This window comes from Blautia sp. AF19-13LB, assembly GCF_003479105.1.
Classification (GTDB): domain Bacteria; phylum Bacillota; class Clostridia; order Lachnospirales; family Lachnospiraceae; genus Fusicatenibacter; species Fusicatenibacter saccharivorans.
In genome coordinates this window covers 553-25,108 of sequence record NZ_QUGO01000026.1, presented here as the reverse complement: position 1 = coordinate 25,108, position 24,556 = coordinate 553, and the positions used below count along the sequence as shown (strand labels likewise).

General features: G+C 38.7%; 15 protein-coding genes and 1 pseudogene. 6 read left to right on the top strand and 10 right to left on the bottom strand.

All coding sequences use genetic code 11. The features are described 5' to 3' along the window. Positions 1-9: 9 nt before the first annotated feature. Positions 10-1,626, top strand: a complete 1,617-nt coding sequence (gene tnpC, locus DWX32_RS17505) for an IS66 family transposase (protein WP_118594468.1) — start codon at positions 10-12, stop codon at positions 1,624-1,626. Between the two features lie 300 nt (positions 1,627-1,926). Here tnpC and DWX32_RS17500 read toward each other — a convergent pair whose 3' ends face one another. The 10 genes from DWX32_RS17500 to DWX32_RS17455 form a co-directional block, all read right to left on the bottom strand. After that, positions 1,927-2,676, bottom strand: coding sequence for a transposase (locus tag DWX32_RS17500; protein WP_243037624.1), 750 nt, complete (start codon positions 2,674-2,676; stop codon positions 1,927-1,929). Between the two features lie 660 nt (positions 2,677-3,336). Then, positions 3,337-3,996, bottom strand: coding sequence for a hypothetical protein (locus tag DWX32_RS17495; protein ID WP_118594469.1), 660 nt, complete (start codon positions 3,994-3,996; stop codon positions 3,337-3,339). Next, entirely contained in the window at positions 3,993-7,094 is a 3,102-nt protein-coding gene (locus DWX32_RS17490; RefSeq protein ID WP_118594470.1) for an AAA family ATPase, read from the bottom strand. Before DWX32_RS17490 ends, DWX32_RS17495 begins: the two co-directional genes overlap by 4 nt. 14 nt (positions 7,095-7,108) lie before the next feature. Further along, positions 7,109-7,882 carry a hypothetical protein gene (locus tag DWX32_RS17485; protein WP_118594471.1) on the bottom strand — a complete coding sequence of 258 codons (774 nt, stop codon included), beginning with the start codon at positions 7,880-7,882 and terminating at the stop codon, positions 7,109-7,111. A gap of 12 nt (positions 7,883-7,894) precedes the next feature. Further along, positions 7,895-8,944: a hypothetical protein gene (locus DWX32_RS17480; protein ID WP_147398506.1), complete on the bottom strand. Its 1,050-nt coding sequence runs from the start codon at positions 8,942-8,944 to the stop codon at positions 7,895-7,897. Beyond that, positions 8,892-10,367, bottom strand: coding sequence for a DEAD/DEAH box helicase (locus DWX32_RS17475; RefSeq protein ID WP_118660718.1), 1,476 nt, complete (start codon positions 10,365-10,367; stop codon positions 8,892-8,894). Before DWX32_RS17475 ends, DWX32_RS17480 begins: the two co-directional genes overlap by 53 nt. Further along, positions 10,360-13,713 carry an SNF2-related protein gene (locus DWX32_RS17470; protein WP_118594473.1) on the bottom strand — a complete coding sequence of 1,118 codons (3,354 nt, stop codon included), beginning with the start codon at positions 13,711-13,713 and terminating at the stop codon, positions 10,360-10,362. Before DWX32_RS17470 ends, DWX32_RS17475 begins: the two co-directional genes overlap by 8 nt. Positions 13,714-13,732: 19 nt before the next feature. After that, complete coding sequence (locus DWX32_RS17465; RefSeq protein WP_118594474.1) at positions 13,733-16,396, bottom strand: hypothetical protein; 2,664 nt, start codon at positions 16,394-16,396, stop codon at positions 13,733-13,735. Position 16,397: 1 nt separating this feature from the next. After that, complete coding sequence (locus tag DWX32_RS17460) at positions 16,398-19,508, bottom strand: UvrD-helicase domain-containing protein (protein ID WP_118594475.1); 3,111 nt, start codon at positions 19,506-19,508, stop codon at positions 16,398-16,400. Between the two features lie 38 nt (positions 19,509-19,546). Beyond that, a complete protein-coding gene (locus tag DWX32_RS17455; protein WP_118594476.1) occupies positions 19,547-19,744 on the bottom strand; it encodes a helix-turn-helix domain-containing protein in 198 nt (65 codons plus the stop codon). Positions 19,745-20,208: 464 nt separating this feature from the next. Between DWX32_RS17455 and DWX32_RS17450 the strand changes: the two genes are divergently transcribed. The 5 genes and pseudogenes from DWX32_RS17450 to DWX32_RS17430 form a co-directional block, all read left to right on the top strand. After that, positions 20,209-21,654, top strand: a complete 1,446-nt coding sequence (locus tag DWX32_RS17450) for a ParB/RepB/Spo0J family partition protein (protein ID WP_117461868.1) — start codon at positions 20,209-20,211, stop codon at positions 21,652-21,654. 282 nt (positions 21,655-21,936) lie between these two features. Continuing rightward, on the top strand, positions 21,937-22,278 hold the full coding sequence (locus DWX32_RS17445; protein ID WP_003020223.1) for a DUF7768 domain-containing protein: 342 nt from the start codon (positions 21,937-21,939) through the stop codon (positions 22,276-22,278). Further along, positions 22,278-22,991: an antirestriction protein ArdA gene (locus DWX32_RS17440; protein WP_117461867.1), complete on the top strand. Its 714-nt coding sequence runs from the start codon at positions 22,278-22,280 to the stop codon at positions 22,989-22,991. Before DWX32_RS17445 ends, DWX32_RS17440 begins: the two co-directional genes overlap by 1 nt. 43 nt (positions 22,992-23,034) lie before the next feature. Beyond that, complete coding sequence (locus DWX32_RS17435) at positions 23,035-23,514, top strand: PcfB family protein (RefSeq protein ID WP_330421845.1); 480 nt, start codon at positions 23,035-23,037, stop codon at positions 23,512-23,514. After that, positions 23,501-24,556, top strand: a pseudogene (locus DWX32_RS17430) (type IV secretory system conjugative DNA transfer family protein); the annotation flags it as partial. The gene DWX32_RS17435 and the pseudogene DWX32_RS17430, both read left to right, overlap by 14 nt.

The window sequence follows — 24,556 nt, the reverse complement described above, 5'->3', positions numbered from 1 at the left end:
GCAGGGATGATGGCAGGCAGCGCGGCAGAGATCAAACTCCTGGAATACAAGGATACCATAACCCAACTGAATACACTGCTCACAGCACAGACAGAACTCAACCGTTCCCTGCAGAAAACTGTGAAAGATCTGCGTCAGGATAACAAAAACCTGATGGAACAGATCGATTACCTGACGAAAAAGCTTTTCGGCACTTCCAGTGAAAAAAGCAAAGACATCGAAGGTCAGCTGTGTCTGTTTGATGAAGCGGAACAGGCGGCTGATCCACAGGAGACAGAAGAAAGCACCGCTGTCACAGTCCCAGAACATCAGCGAAAAGCAAGGCGCACCCACGAAGAGCTGTTCAAAGGAATTCCTTCCCGCGATGAAGTTCTGGAACTCCCGGAGGCAGAACAGCTGTGCCCGGTATGCGGAAGCAGGCTGGAAGCCATCGGGAAAGAATTCGTACGTCATGAATTCCGTTTTACTCCGGCAAAAGGCGAGGTAGTAAATATTTATCGGACTACCTATAAGTGTCCGGAATGTACGGAAAAAGAGGAACTGGCAGACAGCCCTGCTTTTGTAAAAGCCGAGGTCCCTGAAGCTCTGATCCCGAACAGTTATGTATCACCATCTGCAGCTGCATGGGTCATGTACCAGAAGTTTGCCAATGCAATGCCCCTGTACCGCCAGGAACAGGACTGGAAGCAGCTTGGTGTCGGTTTCAAGCGGGCAGCTTTAGCAAACTGGATCATCTACTGCGCACAGAATTACTTCCGTCCAATGTATGACTACTTTCATCGTACACTGCTTGCCAGAAAGTATCTGATGGCAGATGAAACACGGATCCAGGTATTGAAAGAACCCGGCAGAAATCCGGAAACAGAATCGTTCATGTGGCTGTTCCGCTCAGGGGAAGATGGGCTTGCGCCGATCATTCTTTTCCATTACACAGAGACTCGCGCAAAGTACAACGCAGCCGCATTCCTGGATGGCTTCCAAGGCGGATACCTGGAAACAGATGGATACCAAGGATACAATGATCTGCCCGGTGTAAAGCGGTGTTCCTGTTGGGCGCACATGAGAAGATACTTTGTGGATGCTGTTCCCAAGGGAAAAGAGTTTGATTACAGCAATGCTACCGTCCAGGGCATCCAGTTCTGCACGAAGCTGTTTGATTATGAACGGATCGCTGCCGAACGAAAAATGGATCCGGACCATCGAAAGGCATACCGTCTGCAGAAAGAAAAACCAGTACTCGATGCATTCTGGGAATGGCTGGAACAACAACGTCCCCACCGTGGAACCCGCTTCGAGAAAGCGGTGAACTATGCCCAAAATCGAAAAGAGTCGCTGATGATGTATCTGGAAGATGGCCATTGCAGTTTTTCCAATAACTTAAGTGAGAATGCGATCCGTCCATTTACCGTTGGTCGAAAGAACTGGTTATTCAGTTCCAGTTCAAAAGGTGCTGAAGCGAGCGCTCTTACCTACACAATGGTAGAGATGGCAAAAGCTAATGGTTTGAATGTTTACCGCTACCTGGAATATCTGCTGGAACATCGGCCCAATGCCAAAATGACGGATGAACAGTTATCCGAATTGGCACCGTGGAGTGACAGTGTGAAAGCGAGTTGCCAGAAATAATAAATGTAGTAAAATGCTTGCGTCTAGTAATGGCGCAAGTATTTGTTTTATCTGACGCTAGAATATAAAGCTCTTACTATACTTAAGTACCTACTTAAGTATATCCCATATGTATCATTCTGTCAACAAGTGCCGTTTTTACTCAGAGATTTCGCTTTTAGCAACGCATATTTATAAGTAGCCCCTTTTCTGTATTCACTTTTCCTTTTTTCCTCACAGACAGAACCATTATGCACAAAATTCCCCCTTTTCTGTTTGGAACCGTTTTACCTATTTCTTTTTCCTTTTATACAGCATATTCTATCCACCTTTTTCATACAAAATATCCTTTACTTTTTCTATCAGCAGTTCATCACAGAACTTTCGGCTTACACTCTTTCGGCTGATTCCGCTTCCTTCAAACGTTTGGACCCGTCGATACACATACAGTTCTCTCATGTTGAAACCTATGATCATCAGGTTAAATATAACTTCTGTCGCTGTGTGACAATAACAGTGCTTCGCGTGATAATACGTTTTTAACTGATGAAATCCATTCTCTTCAATATCCCATCTGCGCTTCATCATCTCCCACAAGATTCGGTAGTCCGCATGTTCCAGCGTAGTCACAAGCCACATCCAGCATTCGCTTTCCTTTCCTTTTTCTTCCCATTTTTCGCGATATCGGACCACACGGAGTTTATGCGGGCTGCCAGCTATCTCAAATCCGGAAAGATCCCAGACTTCAACCCTCTTTTTTCCTATGTTAAAACTCTTTTTTCTCCCCTCATCCCTCTGGAACATACTTTCCGCATCCTGAAACAAAAGCCTTCTTTCATCTTTAAGCCGGATCACGGTTTCCATACCGCATTCCTTCAAAGCATTGATAAACGGCGCATTCAAGTACAGCGCATCTGCCACAATTACATCCGCAAAATGACCATGCCTTTTCTTTAAACGCCGAATAAGTCTCTTTGCACCTGTCAGTTCCCCTTCATCTTTTCCAGATCCATCCACCGGTTTCAGCATTTCCTGTCCAAAGATTACATAGGGTGGTTTTCCTACTGTCATACATACCACACTCCGATGAAAGTATTCTGTTTTACCAGCCCCATTCTTCCTGCTCAGGCATTCTGGACAGGATTTTTTTGTACTGCTGAACAATTCCACACCATCTATGCCTGCTACTACATAGCCGCCTATGGTTCCTTCCCGAAATACACGGTTACGTTTTATAATATCAACCGTTTGAGCATGAATTTCCTCGATTTCTTTTGGATCTATTCGTGAAAGAAGATCTCTGACCGCATCGACTTTTGGGATTTTTCCACGGATACAGTTTTTCAGCCGTCTACCCATACTTTCGGGCGCTGAAAAGACAGTATGAAAGCTTTCGTACTGCAGTATCAGAAAAATCAATACAGGCATAACAAGGTTAAACAACGGAATAGATTTTCTCTTTCTTTCATCCGATAACCCCTTGATTTTTTGCGGAATTTTGTATACACTTTTCATATAAGTTAGCAGTTTCTTCAATGCTAATTTTTCATTAAGGACACCTTCTTTCGTTTTTATGTTGTGGTAACATAATTATACAATAAAAGGTGTCCTTTTTGGTTGTTTATCCAGAAAAAACAGTAATTTTTCTTTCAATAAGGGAATTCCCCATTCTGCTGGATGCGCTCTCGGCAAAACGGGAATATTATTTTCTAAAAGCGAAATCTCTGGTTTTTACTTTGCTTTCACAAATGATATTCTTATTTTTCTTTCTAACTGTTCATCCCGAATCCAAGCTAATACTTTGTCATTTAAGTCTTGTAATGTTGCCCTACCAGAATTTGTATTCTGTAGAAATGCTATTATTTCGTCATCTAATCCCAACTCCATTATTAGATAATCAGCCTCATTTAGACCATTATGCATTGTTTTATATCTTTCTACATCCAAGTCCCAATTCTCTGCAGGTTGAATTTTTTGCAAACATCTTCCAACATTATCCGGATCTATCCCTCTGATAGCCTCCAAAGTACTGACTGTAGCACTTGTCAAATCCGCATATTGCTTCGACCATTCTTTTTTCATACTACTTTGAAGGGTCTTAAATGTATTATCTGCATTTATAATACCGTCCGGTGAAGCCAAACCAGAGGCAACAATTTGTTCTAAAACATTCATTAGCTCAGATATTGACATCAAAATTTCATGATTCTTTGGCACGCTAAGATCAGTATATAAATACACCATTACATCTACAAAATGATTTGCCTGGGTAAGTAATAAACGATACTTAGTGTCCGCATTATCCTGCATGGCTTTATTATTTTTTATTGCAGTTTTTTTCTGAAGATCCTGCATAGCTTTTGTCGTTGTAACTAAATCATCAAAGATCATACCTTCACCATCCCTTCAATCTTTTGTCTACTTTGATTAATACTTACCAGTTCTGCAGAATATCTATTATTATCAGCAGAATCTTCACCATCCGGTCCTAATGCGGCTTTTTTATTTGCAATGATTGTTTTCGCTTTCGCTATCTCGGTTTCAAGGGCATCTATAACATTGATTAACCGATTTATAGTTGTAACAGGATCCCCAGAAAATGCCATTATAATGGTTAACGGATCATCTTCATCTAGCACCGCAGCAATATCCGAAATAGCTTTTTCAAGAATTGACACCTTCTTAATTCCATCTAGCGAAATCTCTTTCACATTAACCTGCGCTTTATTGGCTTCCTCATAAAATTTTTTTACTCTAGAAATAAATTCTGTTAATTCATCTTCTCCTATCTCATTGTCTCCAAATGCATCATATATTCTCTGAAGCTTAGCTTTTCCATTTTCCAATTCAGATTTAGCAACACTTTCAATACGTTCCTCTATATCATTTAAGAAGGTATATGCATCTCTACGTTGTTTAATCCTATCGTCGTTTTGTTTTTCTTCAGGCTCAATGATAAGCCGGCTTTTCTTAACCTTTCCAAAAACTTTTGAAAGAGCAATTGCATCCAGAACGACATTCGTACTTGCGCCACCCTGCCCTATGTTAAAATATCTTCTCACTGTCTGTTGATTATTTACATCTGCACTCTTTTGAGACATTACACTAACTAAAGATTTCCATTCACTGCAATGTGAATTTGATGTTGCTTTATTGGGCTTGCTTGCAAGTAAGGTCTGCAAATTAAAATTTTTTAAACTTTTTTCTCTAAATTCACCTGCAAGGATAGTCCGATATATTTCCGCTGCCACAGCCGCCTCAATATATTTTGTTTCAATTCCGCTTTTGTACTCTGATACCTTTGTTACCAACGTTTTCTTAATAGATTCTGTCCATGTCGTAATCAAATATGCATCAAAATCTGCGTCCGGATAATTCCAACTTTTATTTCCATATTCTTTCCAACGAATAAAAGCAAGAATAATATTTATACTATTCCAATTGGCAGGCAAAACATAGAGCCCTTCCTTTTTAGTTTGACCTTCAAGCGCTACCAAAAGCACTGCAGAATCTTTAACTTTTCTTGCATTATCCATCGTTATTCCTTCTACCTGCCAGTTAATTGCAGTAAACAGATAGTCTGGAATCTCATCATATATTGCCGAATGCACCGTTCCCGCTGCTCCTACCGTAGCAGAAATATCAATTTTCTTTTCATTCGTCCATTTTGTAAGTAGCGTATTAGCATCATTGACCTTTTTAATCTTTGCTGCAGAAACGACAATTTCACTTGCATCAATACTAACTTCAGATGTAACTTTGGGTGTTATAGCATTGTTTGAGGCTTTCTTTTGAGGTGAAGTTTTTGGTGCTTCAACCTTATCCATCTGCAAAACTGGAAAACTAAAATCATCATACATATCTTTGCTAATTGCTGAAATATATATTTTTCCGTTTTCTTCGTATTGATCCGGGCTTCCATTTCCCCATACGCTCATAAACTTAAGTAATCTATCCGCTGCATCCTGGTCGTCTAATTGCGAATGAATTCTAAAACTTAGCGTAGTATTCACATTTACAATCTTAACATCTATGCTCGGAAAATTTTCTTTATTAAAAATAGCATCACGAACAACCGGTTCAATAATATCACGGATAATATATCTTGGTGTCTGATGTCCTTTTTCTAACACATTATTATAAAAATACAGAATACTGTTCTTAGTAAACGGATAAATATTTATCTTTTTCCCATGTCCAACATTGATATATTCCCAATTTTTTCCTTCAACAACATCATGAATAGGATAATCCTCTGGATTAGCATGACCATTTACCCAATCAGATATAATATCTTCATTAAGGGACATTGTATTCACGTATCTAGCAACAAATTCATACAGTCCATCTTCATCAAGAACATCACTCGGAATATAAACATATTTTGTAATTCTATCCTTATGATTATCCTTAAAATTATGTTGTAAATAGTTATTTGTAGTACCTACAACAGATGAAATTCTACAAAGACTCTCTCCATCTCTTTTACCTGTATGTTCTTCAATTAATGCATCAAGCAATGCAGTATCTACTCCAGTAAAAGAAGTTACATCCTCAATAAAAAGAGTTAACTTCTTATCTAATCTGAAGAGTTCCTTTCGAATATCTAAAAATATTTGTTTAAAATCTCCCGGCTCAATGCCCGCACATCTTTGAATGACATCATTTCTAAACTGGTTCAAATAATCTGCAATCCTCTTCGCTGTAGTTGCTCCTTTTTCATCAGATAAAAGTTCTAACGCCAATCTTTCCGCTTTTCGATCACCACCAGCACGCTGAATGCTCTCATATAAATCTTGGGAAACTAAAAAGTCTTCTTTTTCAAATTGCGCAATTGTATCTCTATCAACCGTTGAATGCTCTGCTATCTTAGAATACATTCTTTCGATTGGACCATTTTTTCTTAATAGAAAATCATGCACAATTTCGTTATTAAGAAAAGCCACTACCTTTCTTTTCATCACATTCCCCAATAGAATATCATGGTCATCCAAATCATGGTCGACTTCAATGATAAAATTGTGATAGATCAAGTCTTTTAACTTATTTTCTTCAACGGAAATCGATGCTTTCACCAAGCGCTCGTATATTTCCTTATTACTGATTCCTTGCACTTCCGGTTTTTCCAGTAATTGCCGGATTGTTCCCTTTAAAGTATTATCACTACGCCTAATAAACAGTACTACTTCATCTTTAGGTTTACTCTGTTCATAACGTGCTGCAAACCATCTGATCAAATGAGATTTTCCTGTACCACTTTGTCCGTATATAGCTATAAATTGATGTCTATCTTCCGGATTAAGGATATACTTTTTAAAAATATCCTCTTCCGAAAAAGACTTTCCACCTGTTGGAGCGATATCAAATTTTTCTAAAACTTTTAATTTTTTTATCGCTACGTGGGTTGCCAGGAAATCTCCTTCAGATGTAGTAATAGAGTCCGGTCTAGCTACATATGATATTCTCTCTTTTGCTATTTTAGAATTCATAAATCAACCTCTCTTTACATAATGGTAATATGTGTAATCGTCGAATCATTCGAATAAGCTTTCAAAGGATACAATGTCCACATGTCTTCTTGATCATGAATGTGTTCCATCTTTATTTTCCCCGCATCCTGTAATGTTCTTAGACCATTTGATACTCCATAGTTGAATTTTTTAGCTGCAATGTCTGACATAACAATATTTGCCATAGGCGTAATTGCATCTACAAATTCACTTACCGAATACATTCTTTTCTTTTCTAGATTCGTGGAACTGATCACATCTTCCAAAAAAACATTGGCGTTTGGAATTACGAACATTTCTTGTAAATATCCAAAGCCTAAAAATGACGCCCAAAATCTCCATGCTCTCATAGCTACCGCATCTACCGGCACACCAGTCATTTCGCTAAACATCGGACCTAAATTTGCAATGTTCTTATCCTCCTTGAAAATGTCATTTCCCTTATCGAAATACGCATTTGTAACCAAATAGAATTGTCCTGTATCATACAACTCCAAATGAGAGTTTATATACATCCTCATTGATTCTATATTTTTTACGATCTTTGGATCAACTGCCAGAGAAATAAGATCATCCGATATTGTAACGAGACCTAATTCTTCAGCTGCATTTTTATAATCATTAAAATATACCGACCCGTTCCCTAAAAATTCTGGTTCCATTTTGTTTTTCAATTCACTTGAATATATGGATCCTTTTTCAACGATTTTGCACAACGCAAATACTCTTTCCGGAATTGCAGTTGTAACCATTTTTTCTTTAAACATTATCGTTCCTTTCTATGTGTAGACTATGTTAGGTTGCAAGCTTGGTCCATCCACAAGTTCAACAAGTGTCTTTCCCGCTTGAACAATATACACATCTTTCTCAACTATATGAACAATCTTAGTTGAAGCTCTTCCACATAAGTTATTCTTAACAATCACATATTGTTCCCCTATTTCATTTTCTTCTTTAGGATAGATTACTGCAATCAACCCAGAAATGAAATAGAATCCTCTCATCTTAATTAACTGATACGCTTCATCCAAACTGAAAATCATCATGTTTCTGTTCGGCTTTATTTTCAGCAATATATTCTCTCCGTTAAAGTGATCCGGAACAATAATCAATGATACGCCTTTCTCTACCAACTTGCTTATCAGATTTTTCTGATCGCTTTCATCGGCAACGACAATCAATTCATTAGCTGTTCCAAATAGAGCCATCTGTTCATCTGATAAAGTTTTTAATGGTTCAGATACTCGATTTTTAAGTGGAAATTTAGGCATATCACCTACAATTACTTCACTATGTGCATTACATCCCGCACAGTATTCAAATACTTTGGAATAAGTATCCGTAAACAATTCAGATATACATTCCTTGCAATTTTCCCGTACAGCATTTGATATTGCATTATAAGATCTACTGTAATAGTTCCACTCTTGTTCACGTATCTTTTTAATATATTCAACAAGTTCATCATCCACTATTCGAAGTCGATCATCTTCAATTTTAATCAAAATCATATAACGGCCATGATCAATCTTGACTTCAAGAATCTGAATCATATTATATCTACGCAAAAAGAGAAGTACGTACACATTCCAGTTCATATCAGCATCACTTGTCGGAGAATCATCAAATTCATCCACCTCTGCATAATTGGGTTTTATGGATGTATCTATAAAAACCCTATTGTCCGATAATCGAACAGACTTTCGATTATTATATAAACTATCCCATCGACCGATTATCTTTTCAGATGTCAATACTTTTTTGATAATACGATCCCTACCGATTGTTGTATCTTCTGGTTGTAAGCACATTACACTTAAGCACGGCAAGCAGTCTCGCCCCCCCTCGCCCTAATTCCTGATAATAAGTGTTTGCATTTTGTGGAATATATGTATGAATAACCGTCCTAACGTCACTCTTATCCACACCTACCCCAAATGCTGAAGTGGCAATAATAATCTCATATTCGTTATCTACCCATTCATCTATCAATTTTTTTCTCTGTGATTTCCCGGTCAATCCAGTAAATGTTCTCACATTATTGATTCCAACATTCGCCAGAGACTTCTTAATATTATCTGCATCCAAAGGTCTAGCCACATAAATAATCATAGGATGTGGTAATTTTCTTACCATCTCAATTAAACATTTTTGTTTTTCACTGTTATTTCGCAATCGAACAACACTGTATCTCGGTTCGTGTCTAAGTGCATCACATCTGATTTCAATCCATCTTCCGGATACTTCAAAAAAGTTTTTTAGTATTTCTACACATTTATCCTCGAAAGTAGCTGATAAGAGTATTGTTCGCAGAGATGGATTTGTCATTAATAGCATATTTCGCCAGGCCTCTAGACACTGATAGTCCACTCTGAATGCTGCCCCCCAATCAACAACAATGTGGGCTTCATCTATCACAATATTTTTTAAGTACCTGTCTTTGTTTGCCTCCCTAATCACCTTTGCAAATGCTGGATTTTCCAGAAGAGCTTCTGGTGAAATGAAAAGCATTCTAGCATTCTTTTTTTTAATTGCAGATAATATAGGTTCTGCATCAACTCCACTTGAGTACGAAAAGATTTCTCCATCCTTATTATCTCTTTTTATTATTTCTTTTGTTACTCGTTCTTGATCAATCGCTAAAGATACAGTAGGTACAATAACTATTGTTAATCCTTCTTTTTGAAAGGCAATAGTCTGTGTAATAAGACTCTTACCTCCACCAGTAGGTAAAGATACCAGTGTTGTAAATCCTTCTGGTGTATTTAACGCACCATATACTGCTAATTTCTGACCTAAAGACTTAAATTTTGAATACCCTGTCAGATTTAAAATCATTGGATCGGTAGTCAAATTATCATTATCATTGCCTGATTTCTTATTCTGAATTTCTCTTAAAAAAGCCTCTTTGACGAACTTCTCATTAACATCAAAAGATAGTTGGTATGATGCGAAATATTTACGTTCTACATCATCGAATGATATTCCAAATTTGTTGTTTTTTAGGAATTCATTCTGATTTATTCTTACTGATACATCAAAAGTAATAAGAAAATCTCTTAAGGCTAATATGTAATCATTCTTGAAAATATTATTTTTCTTATATAACGAATACGCCTTAGTCAACCTTTTTGCGGTATTCAAGTAAAACCGTTCATTGGCCGTTTCTTTCTCTCCGTACTCTATTTGAATATAAAAAATTTCGTCATTTATAAACTGCTCCGTTTCACTTATGATTAACTCTTTATTCATTACGCTCCCCAATCATCATTATAAAAGAAACAGATTCCAAATGGATTTTTGGATGCTTTATTGCATCTAATACTATTTTTTGCGTCTGTTTTAATTGCTCAATGCCTTCGTCATTTAATCCATAAAATTCGCTATTTGCGACACGTGCAGACAACGTTCTTTCCATTTCTTCTCTAGCACCTCGGATATTTGATCTTTTCTTTAATATCTCTAATGCTTTTTCGTGAGAATATTTACGAGCACTTAGAACATAATCTTCCCAATTTTCTCCACCAAATTTTTCTTTAAACCAATCTATATTACGGCCTTTGATTGTATCTTTTAAAAATCTAGCCTCATGACTTCTCTTTCCCAAATGTACTAGATTCGACTTGGCGTTAAATCCACGATTAATAATTTCTGTATATTCTCTAATAATAGTCTCATCATCTAGTTCGTCCACATTACTAATTGAAACAGGAATTATAACCTGTTCTGAGAATAAATAATTACGATAAGGACTCATTGCATATATCGAAACTCCATTATCAAGCAAATACGAAGTGTCCGGTGCAATCGACCAGGTAAATATCAAACCAATCCAGTTAATCCTACAAAACGTTGCGAACGCACTTGAGCACCCTTTGCATGAATTAATTGCATTATCAACAATACAGTCAAACACCTCATCGCCAGGTGCAAAAAAATGCAAATAATCATTTTCAATCGCAAGTTTTCTTGAGAATGTTCCGCGTATTGCTCTGTCTTGTGTTTTTCTTGCCATGCTTTTATCATAAGCATTCTGAACATTCATCAGAAATTGATTCTGTGCAGTATTCAGGTACTCATCCCAACGTGGTGGTATCAATTGTGAATTAATGGCAGCTTTAGCAGAAAACGAAGTTGCAGAATACGTAATCTCCCCATTCTTTTTTTCACTTCCTCGAAATCCAGCCAAGCTTGCCCAATTAGACATGGTCGAAGCAAACAATACATTCTCATTTTGTGAATAATATTCTATTAACTTTCTTAATTCTGCATACATAGGGCGATATATAAATCCCGCAGCATCAAAGTTTTGCTCTTTTCTTATCGCATCCCGCATTGTAGTTGCAAGTTCTACTATTTTAGGTATTCTATCGAATAATCCATATTTGAAATCATCATTAATTGCGGATATTATTTCATCATTTATTTCTTTCATGATAATTTCCATTCCACTCAATGAATGATTAAATATCTTCAAACCATCCTTGAAAAAACTAAATAACGCTTCTTCAAAAGTATCCTTGGTATGAACAACAACAGAGTATACAACCGGTCTCGACATATCTCTTTCCAGTCGATCTAATCGTCCTATACGTTGTTCAATCGCGCTTGCATCCCACGGAAGATCAATATGAACAATGTAATCTGCACATTGAAAATTACGTCCCTCGCCACCTGTACTGTCACATAACATTATTCTACATTCATCTTGAGTTTGAAAGCGATATGCATTCAACTCGATTTCTTCTGTCGACATACTAGCCCCAAAGAAACTTACTTCTTCCTCTGGAAAAACTTTTGTCAGCGCTTTCCGATATACATCAAATGTTTCTGCATAATTTGTAAACAACACAATTTTTTGATCATAAAAATCATCATACAATGCATTTATTACTATAACCAATCTTGAAGCATAGCTATCTGCATATTTATCCGGATCATCCAAAATATCATTGATGTGGTCAACATTGAACTGTTCTGATTCTAGCCATTTTCTAATATTATCTAAAATACTCCCGTCCATCTTGCTTGATTTAGCCTGCTTGTAAAAAGCCCAAGGTGAACTAAAAAATCTGGATAAAAGTGGTTTTATATCTAGTTCTACATCTAGTATGCCACTCTCCAATCCTTTAATAATCCAATGAGCAAAAACATTATATGACAATTGTTCATACGGGTTCCCTTCGTTATCTGTCAAATATGTTAATTCAATCAAATCTCTGCTAGCCATCAGTTGAACATCTTCATCTGTTGACTCTAAGATTTTCCTTCTATTTCGGATGATATTACTTTCAATCTGATAATTGCTACATATATATGAAATAATAACTTTTATTGTATAAACACCTAAATCATCATTTTCATACTTAATTTGTTGCAATAACTCATTCAATTTATCATCATCTAATTCATCACATATCTCTTCTAAATCCTCATGTATTTCCTCAAACAATTCTTCACATTCTTCAGAATCATGTGCACTTTCAGCAAGGCTGTTTATTTCTTCTTCAAAATCTCCAAGATCATCTAAAATCAAAGCAGTTTTTTGAATTATTTTACTCTGTTTAGCAATAAGTTTTCCAAATTTTTCCACACTAAAGGAATTGTATTTTTGCGGTAAAAGGAGCCTTAATAAATCCAAATATTCTTCTTTTTTCTGCTGAACCGGTGTAGCACTTAATAAAAGTATATTTTTTGCTAGTGTACTTATTTTATGAAGCTTTTCATATTCACTCTGTGAAAACAAATATTTATGCACTTCATCAACAATTACAAAATCCCAATCAGTAAACAAATCCTTTTCACTAAGTTCCTGTAATGTTTTTACTGTTACAGAATTATTATTTTTCCCCATTCCATTAGGTATATTGAATTTCAATAACAGTTCTGAAATCCATTGTTCTTTTAATACTTGAGGAACCACAATCAATGCCTTCTTATTACTCTGATTCATAGTATATATCTTGTATACTGATATAGCCTCAATTGTTTTTCCCATGCCTACTTCGTCAGCTAGCATATATCGACATGGTGACTCCTGCAGGCATCTCATAATCGTATTAACCTGATGTGGCATTAAATATATTTTTGATCCAGCCAATTCTTTAAAACCATAAATAGAATTTTCAAGAATATCCATACTTTTTGCCACAACAGCCCTTCCAAGATACCATGCTGGATTTTGGAACTCATAATTTTTCAACTGGACGCAAGGATCTACCTGACCGTTATTAAAAGCAGCTATAACGTCAGCCTCTGGCACCTTAACAACACTCGTGTCATCAAAGTTTTGAATATAGTACTTATAATAATCATCTTTGCATTTTTGACATGATAATACTTTATAGCTGGATCCCTTATACACAACTATCGATCCGATAAAAAAACTGCATCTATCTACACTTCCTAATGGCAATTCTATAACACCCTTCGGTAAATCTTCAAAAAATAGAAGATGCCCAAATGGATCATGAACTTTGACCGATACAGTCCGTTTAAACTCATCAATATTAATTATTTGTCCGCATACAAAAATTCGTGGTTCATACATGCTCTCTTGATCCGCTGGACATCTAACATACATCTTTGTTTTTAACATAATCGGCCTCCCCCTATCGTTATTCTATGCATGCATAATAATCAACACATATTTCTCTATTTGTGCAGTATTTACACCAGAGATTGGTACTGCCACCAAATCCAAGTTTCTTTAATTTTTCTTCTGACAACTCTTCTTCTATTTTCTGCTGATTTACATCTGGAAACATATCTTTTAATACGTCTTGATTAAATTTCTTTGGATCTTTCAATTGCTTACATATAAACAATTCACGTATCATCATAAATTTCAGATCATCTTCTGATAAAACAAGAAAAGCTTTTCCATTGTTCAATCGATTTTTCACATTATTAATGATATCAATTCTATTTATATTAACCGCAAATGGGAAATACTTTTTTAGCTCATCATACAACTCATTCAGTTTATCCAAAAGAAGAATTTCACTATGTGGAAGTCCTTGCAGGCTCTCTTTTGTTTCATTTTCTATCCAAACTTCCAGATACTTTGCAAGTAAAAAATTATCTTTATATATTGTATTCCCTTCTACAAGGCTTTCTAATAAAAATCTTTTTTTACATATCTTAAATCTATAATAATCACAATTCTGATATTTTCCAGAAATACCATTTTTAATCTGTATGCCTGAAAGTGGCTCCATCTTATGATTTATTCTTCTATCTATATTCCGCTCTTTTTTTACCCCGAGAATTTTCAACAAATAATATGGTTCTCTTTCCTGATCTCCATCCCTCTTTACGAAACTCAGTTTGTAATTTCCCCTGTTAAATTCTAGTCCATAAATCAGAGCATATCTTTTAAAATTCTTATACTCTTTTCTAGCTTTAACGTATACCTGATATTTCCAGTCAACTGGATTTTGTGCTACTTCAAAGAAATCTCCATTTAACGGCCAAGTGAATTCTCTCTGCTTAACAGAATTAATATCTTCATCCGTTAGACAAGCAAAATGCAATATGCTGTTATCCCTTTCCTTATAAGTTCTTAGCACATCACCATCAATCTGCTCAAAATTACGAACAATCCAATTGGCACTTTTCCCTGGTTTGCTTTCCTGAACCAAGTACAATGACATAGTAGATTTAAGACATTCAAAAGATGCGGAAGCATCAATATTTTCCACCTCATCCAATCTAGATAACACCCTGCTGATTATATCAGTAAACTCTTCTGACAATTCTCGTTCTTCAAGGATTTCCTCTTGCAGATATTGTTTTAGTTTTTTATAAAATCTTCTAAAATTACTTGGTCTTTTTTCAAAGTCTTCATAAAAGAAAGAAGCTAATTCTTCAAGTTCATTAAGTGCCTCTTCTAACTCTTTTAACTCAATCGAAGAAACTGAATAATAAGAAATGTGTCCAAGATACTCTTGCCTCTTCTCATCTGAGACATATTTTTTATTTTTCCTCACTTTCTTTATTCTGGACAGCATATCATCAATTGACGCACATCCATCAAACAGCGCCTCTAATTTGCCAAATGTTGACACCAGTCTTCCTGTTGTTGCCTCCGCTAAAATTCCAGCCCCTAAACATTCTCTGATATCATTAATATCTGAAATAATAATGCCATTTGTTTCTGAATCCCACATATTGGCAATTGCGATAAAGAAATGTCCTAATGGATAATTTAAGAATTGCCGTTCTCCGAACTGTTCCGGAAAATATACTTTCAAAATATCATTGACAGAACTATCTGCTGCGTAAATTTGTTCTTTCATTGCATTCATTGGATGTTCTGGATCTTTCTTTTCTGCATCCTCAAATACTTTAGCTACGTAACTTGCGAATTCCGTCGTATTATCAAACTCTATTATTTCGTAGGGCTTTCTGACAGAAATATCTTCCTTGTGTCCACCTATAAGTTTACCTATGTTATGAGCCAATAAATTTCCATCATAACTTACCGCCGAAACATCTACTGGATAATATTCAATGCCATCAAAATTTTGTATCTCGCAGTCAAATGCAGAATAAATATCAATCCATGTCTGATATATATTTTTATACTGTTCCTGATAATTAATTAATAAAATTACTTTTTTATATTTCGCTATCTCCTCAATAGCTCTCAACAACAGTGGCGAAAACTGATGTACTCCATGAATAACAATGTGATCCAGTGTTTCCACTTCTATCTCATTTTTCGTAGAAGAATTATCTTTTGCTGTGGTCATAGCTTTGATAATTGCTTTATTTATTTGCTCTTCTGTAAAATCCTGCTCTAAACAAAAATCTTTCACCTTCTCAGATGCTCTAATTTTCTTATAAACAGATACTATAAATCTTTGTTCTGGTGTTAAATATTTGTCTACAATATTTTGCGGCTCCATCTTCAATTCAAACATTGTACGTATACTTGTAAAAACCTCATCCCTATTAAATAAAAATGATTTTTTTACATTATCCAATTCTATTCTTGATATTCCTGTAATATCCGAAGAATTAACAATAATATTATCGATATCTGCATGCTGCTTAACAGCACACGCCGTTCCGTTCCATTTCTCATACAAAACATCTGTAAGGTTTTTAACGGTAGTAACACGTCCTATTTGAAAAGCCGCTCCATAAACCACTTTCAGACCATTTACCAGTGTTTGCGCAGCACAGAAATATGGACATGAAGATATTTCCTTCCATAATTCTTTATTTTCTTTCAATTTATATGGATCGCGATATGTGTATATAATGACTGACATATTATCCCTCCAATAGTGATCCCCAACTAATTTGCGGAGTACTATCTATATTATTAATCCAAATGCAATTCCGTATCGACCTTGTCAATGCAACATATAGAATCCGGGCTTCTTCAGCAATTTGCTCATCGACTTCCTTACCCTCACTGTAATTTGAATTTCTTTCTCGAATACCATTTTCAAACAATACAGTGTACGACAAACTATTATCGTTATAGTTTGTCTCTAATTTAACCTTTTTTATATCGCTTATATCCTCGAAAGTATATGGTAAAATCACCGTTCCGTATTCTAACCCCTTAGATTTATGAACTGTACTGCAAATCACATGCACACCTTCATCGTCAACTTCTACTGATCTTGAAAGTTGTCTCTGACCGGTCAAAATATTTATCCCAAGATATTCAATAATCTGATTCAATGTCAATGTATCTACATGTGTAAATTTGATCATTTTCTCCATCAAATACTCATGATTAGCAATGTATAATCTCTTCTTCTCCGGAATCTGAGTATAGTTATCCCAAGGTCTCAAAGATTCAATTATATTCTTTAATGCATACAGAACCGGTTGCGTATATACCTCATTCAAAACACTTTCCCAACTCATATTCATCCGTTTTACAAAGAAAGCATTTAATATATTTTTTAATTCTTTTAGTTTTTCTTTCTCAGACATACAATGAAATTTTTGATAATCAAGTTTCAAATCCGTATAATTGGATTCAATAAAATTCACCAAATAGACCGGGCTAGTATTATGGCTAATAGCTAAAACTAATTTATACAAATCCAATGTTGATGGCAGTTGAAACAAATCGCCGCCAGTGCTTATTTCCACATTAATATTCTTTTTTGCCGCTGCCTTTACAACATTTTCAACTTGCCAATTACTTCTAACCAAAATAGCAATTGTTCGTTCTTCTTTACTAAGCGACTTATTTTTCATCAGTTCTTTTAGCTTTGTAACTTCTGAAAGAATAGTTTCATTCAGCAATTCTAGAATCTTCTCATTCTCTTTGCCATGACAAGGCAGTTCAACCAACAATTCATCATCCTTTGCATCTGAAATAACATCACTCACTAACCGATCTGCTTTTCCAGAATATGGCAATATATTCTTACTCCCCATTTTCGCAAATATTTCATCAAACAGGCTGAGTAGTCTTTGATCTGTACGATAGTTACGATTTAATCTATGGTGGCTCCACTCCTTTTTCTTGCCATTCTGAAGTTTTTGAAAAGCATTCAATTTAGCACCTCGAAATCTATAAATGCTTTGCTTTAAGTCACCGACAACGAACAACTTGCATTCCGCATTGATGCCTTTTTGCAACTTCTGAAATATTTCAATCTGTACGTCATCAGTATCCTGAAATTCATCAATGAATAAATATTTAAGATGTAAATTTTTTAATTTTTCACATCCCCCTGACAATATTTTTTCCAATTCAATAACGCTTTCCTTTAAGTCAATATTGTTACCATCTCTCAATGTTTCCAAATACAACTCTTCTGCTGGAAATACAACTCTTGTAAGCAATTCATTAAAATACGGAATATTATTATCAACAGTGACGCCCATTTCGGATGTTTTTATTTGTTCCAAATTAATACTCTTATCAAAAAGCCTATCCGCAATACTCATAAGTTTCTTTTTTAAATCATAGATTGGAATAGGTAGTTCATTTACAAAATTTGCATTCTCACATTCTTTTTCTTCCAGGAATTCACCCAAAAACAAATCATAGGTTTTTCCTCTCTTATGTTCATTTTCTGTAATTCTAAAATTGGTTCCCAGTCCCGTATACAAGGATTCTCCTCTCAAAATTCCTATAGCAAACTTATGGATTGTTGAAATATTTGAACGATCAATATCCTCTACAAATTTGAGATATTTTTCTCTTCCCGTTAATACAAAATAGTTCACAAACATTTGCTTTAATCTTTTTTTCATATTAATTGCTGCATCATTTGTAAACGTCACCATTGCTATCTCATCTGCTATATTGGAAACAGCGTCCACTTCTTTATTACAGAGATATGCAATTCTGGAGACCATCGAAAATGTCTTTCCTGTTCCAGCCCCGGCCTCAACTAAAATGTCATGCAAAGTAGATGCGTGCTCTACTTCGTATTGCTGCAGATTGAATGCAGAACACTCTGAAAGCGTTCTTAACACATCGTATGCTTGAGGTGTTACTTTTCCTTCTTTAACAACAATTTTTTCAGAACATTTTGCCCCCAACGAATCAATGTGGTACAGTTCAAAATTAAATATTCTAAAACAATCATCATCTTTCTCTTCTGAAATTCCCTTGTAATATCCCAAATATAAATTATTTTTTTTATAATCCACGTTACGTTTTCTTAAACCGTCATTTAAGCATCTAATAATATTTTTGTAGCAAGCACCATCCTCAACAAAAATAATGCTTTTTACACCCATAAAATAAATATCAATCATCTCTTCAACTTCTGTTATATTAGGCATATCCGGTATAATATACAATTTCGAATAGGGTAACACCTTGCCGTCTTCAACATTCTCTTTAATATCGGGTTCTAGGCTTCTTCTAATGCGAAACATTAAATCATAAGAAAAATCAGAATGTGGAATAACGCTATTGACTTGAAAAACATTGATTATTTTGTTATTTAACCGTTCGCGATCCTCTAAGTCTTCTTTAAAAATAGTATATTGTTCCTCCGAAATAATATCTAAACGACTACTTTCATACTCGGCTTTACTGATAAATGGGTAACATACCATGTCTAAAACCAATGGGCTTACATTATATTTCTCGCTTATTTTATTGAGTATGGCAAATCTATAAACTCTCGCTTGCTTTTTGGGCGATGTCTGTGGCCTCTCATAACCTTCTACATCAATATTATCAACACCGTTTACTATAATCTTTTCAGCAAGCCACTCCTTAACCTCAATTACAACAATACCAAGGTTTTCTGCCATAACACAAAAATCATACTCTCTACCATTGATTTCTCTCTGGTTATACACAACCATATCACTGGGCAAGTATTCATTTAATTTATCCCAAACTTTCCCTTCCCCTTTGAAGGATGGTTTTTCATCAATCATTTTTGCCATAATAAAATCCCTCGTTTTATCTATTTATCTGAATCGTCCTAAATAATTTCTATTACATCATCCATTTTACAATCAAGTGCCTTACATATTTTTGCCATAACTTCAACCGTTACATTTTCATTATTGGCCAACTTAGTCATAGTGCTATTTCCAATTCCGGCAAGTTCCCTCAGATCTTTCTTTTTCATGTCACGATCAATTAGTAATTTAAATAATTTTTTATAAGATACGCTCATTGTTCCTCCTGAAGCTCATCAAATGAACACTTCCAAAATAAATTAGTCAAAATTACATATATTAGCTACAGTATATCACAGCATCGTCTATAATGGGTAAAAATGTTGTGGATTGGGATTTTAATTTAAAAAATATCACCGAAACATAACTTTCTTCAAAAATGTGACATTTGAAATCAATATTTTAGGTGGCAAGCATAAAAAAATAGAGGACACTTTTCTCAAGCACCCTCTACATTCTTCAATACTATGATTACTTCCTATTAGGAACACTGTAAATACAAGGCTTTTCGGAGCCTACAAATCAGAAAAAATAATATTTGATCTATCACATTACGCAAAAAGCCGTCCGGCATGAAAAACGGGCGGCTTTTTTGCGTGGATAGACGGAAAGGAGGCACAAAAATAACTACAAAATTTTAGCGTTCAAATTTGTGCAACTTTAACGAAAAGGAGGATCGTAAATGGCCGATGAAAAACTGAACACAGGCCCTGCGGAGAATACTTCCCCGGAGGCCGCCGGGCCTATCACCACACCCGAACAGGCCGCAGCGTCTGAGCCCCGGCAGGAACAGACCGGGCCTGCCATACCTGAGTCCGGCGATGTGGTTGTGTCCTTTGACAAAATCAATGAGCTTATGGCGGAAAAGAGGCAGAATGCCCGCGCCGAAGTCGAAAAGGCGGAAACCCCCGAAACGCCAGAGGCGGCAGCCCCCGGAGAAACACCGCAGCCCGCCAATACGGAGGAACCGAAAAAGCCGCGCCGTGGCCGTCCGCCGAAAGCGGAAAAGGCTGCGACTGAAAATCAGAAAGCGGAGAAATCGGCTGGGGCCCGCAAGGGCCGCCCACCCAAGGCGGATAAGGCGGCCCCTGACAAGCCCAAGCCGTCCAAACGAGACAAAGTGTCCCGAAGTGATGGAAAGGCTCCGGATGCCAAGGAGCCCATTAAGCCCGCACAAGATACGGCACCGAAGGAGACTGTTGCGGAACAGACAGCTCCCGAGCCGACTACACCGCCCCGCCCGGTTGAGGAAGGCAAGCTGGTTTATCTGAAACTTTCCGAGGTTCATCCGTTTCACACATTCCGTCCGCACCCCTTTAAGGTACGGGACGATGCGAAGATGCAGGAAATCGTTGCTTCTATCCGCGTAAATGGTGTAATGGTTCCCGGTCTTGCCCGCCCGGAGAAAGATGGAAACGGCTATGAAATTGTAGCGGGTCATCGCCGTACCCACGGCAGTGAACTGGCCGGGTTGGATGAAATGCCCTTTATCGTCCGTGAAATGACCGACCACGAAGCGGTTCAGGCCATGAAGGACAGCAACAAGCAGAGGGATCAGACGCTCCCCAGCGAACTGGCCGCCCTGCTGGAGCTGGAAGTGGAGGACATCAAGCACCAGGGCGGGCGGCTGAAAGGCGTTGCGGAAGGCGATGTCGGGAAACGCTCGGTTGAGATTGTGGGCGAGGCGCATGAAATGAACTATAAAAAGGTCATGCGCTACTTGCGGCTCAACTCCCTTGTGCCGGAGCTTCTGGACAAGGTAGACGATAAAAAGATGGGCTTCATGCCTGCCGTGGAGCTGTCCTACATCAAACCGAAAAATCAGAGGCTTATCGCTGTTTCCATTGACGGGGAGCAGGCATCGCCCTCACTGGCCCAGGCTAAACGGCTCCGGGAGCTGGATAAGGAAGGCAAACTCAATGGCGATGTCATTGACGGTATCTTATCAGAACAGAAAAAGGAGGATCGAGGCGTGATTATTTCTACTGCGGAACTGGAAAAGTATTTTGGCAAGGAGGTCACTCCCGCCAAAATGAAAGAACAGATTATGTCCCTGCTGGATGACTGGAAAGAAAAACAGCCGCCGGAGCTGGCAAAAGCCCCGAAAAAGCAGGAACTTGACAAGTAACAACTTCGAGACACTTTGTCCCGAGGGCCCCGCCCTCGCGCAGAGGCTCTGGTGGTATATATACCCGTCGCCGCCTGTTTTTTAGTACAGCCGGGAGTGGGCCGTCAAGGGTGCAGCGCACCGCCGTTTTCGGCGGCTCGCCCTTGACGGTCTGCCCCGGCTGTGCTATTTCCCCGGCAAGCGGCGGGGGTATATCCTCCAGAGCCGCCCCCTTTCCCAAGACTGGGAAAGGGCGTGGGGTTTGGGTTGAACTTTCTTATTAAAATATCGGAGGTATGAACGATGAAACGACCCCTTGCTTATATCACCGCTGCATGGCTCGGCGGCGATAGCGAAAACGCAGAACTGGCGGCGCAGTATTGCCGCACCGTGTATGAGGCAGGCTTTTCTCCTATTTGCCCGCCCCTGTACTTGCCCTTGTTTCTCAATGATGCTGTTCCCGAGGAGCATAAAAGCGGCATCGACATGAGCCGTGACCTGCTCCGCCGTTCTCATGTGCTGGTTGTTTGCGGGCACAGTATGACCGAAGCCATGAAAAATGATATTGCCGTGGCCCAGCGGCTGGGAATTACGGCAACAACCCTTGAGGGCATCCTGACCGTCAAGGGACAGGGCCGCCGCTAATGGCAACCCTGTTTGAAGCCTACGTTACCAACGTCGGAAAGTACAGCGAGGGCCAGCTTGTGGGTGAAACACTGAAATTTCCCACAACCGCCCAGGAGGTGGAGGCTCTCTTGAAACGGATCGGCGTGGATGGCGTCCGCTATCAGGAAATTTTTATTACCTCTTTCGATGGGGATGTGCTGGGGCTCTATGACCATTTGAGCGAGTATGAAAATCTGGACGAGCTTAATCATCTGGCCTGCCTGCTTTCCGGGCTTACCTCATCGGAGCTGGAAACACTGGAGGCCGTCCTCGACAGCGGCGATCACTGTTCTTCGGTGCGGGACATCATCAATCTGACACAAAATCTGGACTGTTACGGCTTTTACCCCGGCGTATCCGATGAGGAAACGCTGGGGCGTATTTATGTGGACGATCTGGAAATGTTGGATGTGCCGGATCAGGTAAAACCGTATTTCGATTATGAGGCGTATGGCCGGGATGCCTGCATCCACGAAAACGGCCATTTTGCCCCGGGCGGCTATGTTGTCAAAGAAAGCGATCATTTCGTGGAAGTGTATCACGGCTTGCAGGATATTCCCAAGGAGCATAAGGTATTCTCTTTCCCGAAGCTCTCTATCCGGGAGCAAATGGCCGCTTATCAGGAAATCATAGACGGTTCTTCTTTGGAGGGCTACCGTCAAATGCAGAAAAAAGACCGTGGGGATCGATGATGGCACTTCGAGACAAATTGTCCCAAGGAAGGAGGCGGTGTAACTGATTGATGAAGATATTTCCCGGCGCACGATAGCCATATCCGTAAAAACAACCAAGCTGACGGCGCGGGGACTGGCGTATGTGCTGGGCATGGTGGGCCGGAAGATCCGCAAGGCATACCGTGGGCGGCAAGTACCGCATGGAAAACAAAGTGTGCGAAAGCTCATGGCCCACGGTACAGCCACCAACAGCATTGAGCTATCCGGGGATGCCAAGTCCTTTGACCGCGTGGCCCGGAAATGGAATGTAGACTATGCGTTCTATAAAACCGGGCCGGACAAATACCTGCTGTTTTTCAAGGCTGGACAGGCAGACGCAATGACCGCCTGCTTTTCTGAGTATTCCCGGAAGGTGTTAAGCAAAGCAAAATCGAACCGTGTTCCCCTCCGGGAACAACTGCAACAGGCGGCAGATCAGCTTTCCAAAGAAAAGCCGAAGCAGAAAGAACGTGCAAAGGAGGTGGCCCATGAGGACAGATAAGATCAGAAAATATCTCATTCCGAACATTCCCTATCTGTTCATCCTGTGGGCGTTCCTCAAGCTGGGAACGGCCTACCGGCTGGCAGCGGGTAACGATTTTGCACATAAGCTCATCGGACTGGGCCAGACGATTGGCCCGGCCTTTGCTGACTTTGCACCCGGTCTTGCCCCGCTGGATTGGCTTGTCGGTATTGTAGGCGCAGTTGGTTTCCGGCTGCTGATCTATTTCAAAAGCAAGAACGCTAAGAAGTTTCGGCGGGATGCAGAATACGGCAGCGCTCGATGGGGAACGGAAAAAGACATCAAACCGTTTGTCGATCCGAAGTTTGAAAACAACGTGATTTTGACCGGGACGGAGTTTCTCACGATGAACACCCGCCCTAAAATCCCCGCAAATGCCCGAAACCTGAATTGCTGCATTATCGGCTCATCCGGCTCCGGCAAAACCCGCTTCTGGCTCACGCCCCAGCTTTTACAGGCTCATTCCTCTTATGTGGTGGTCGATCCCAAAGGCGGTGTGCTGGGACAGGTCGGAGCTTTCCTGCAAAAACGCGGGTACAAAATCAAGGTATTCAACAGCATAGATTTTTCAAAATCCATGCACTATAACCCGCTGGCGTATATCCGCAACGAGGCCGATATTCTGAAATTCGTGGATGCCCTGATTTCCAACACCAAGGGCGAAGGCAAGGAAGGCGATCCATTCTGGACGAAATCGGAAACGCTTTTATACTGCGCCCTGATTGCCTACATCATTTTCGAGGGGCCTGCCGAGGATCGGAACATGAATACCCTTGTGGATATGATTTCCGGCATGGAGGTCAAGGAGGATGACGAGGACTTTATGAACGCGGTGGACTATATGTTTGCCGGGCTTGAAAAGCGCAAGCCGGATTGCTTTGCGGTCAAACAGTATAAAAAGTACAAATTGGCCAGCGGTGATATATGCTCTAAGTGACTTCTTAATCATGATTTTGTCATGGTTAGTGAAGCAATCACTTAGAGCATTTTTGTTTCAGGAGGTACAACCATGAGAAATGAA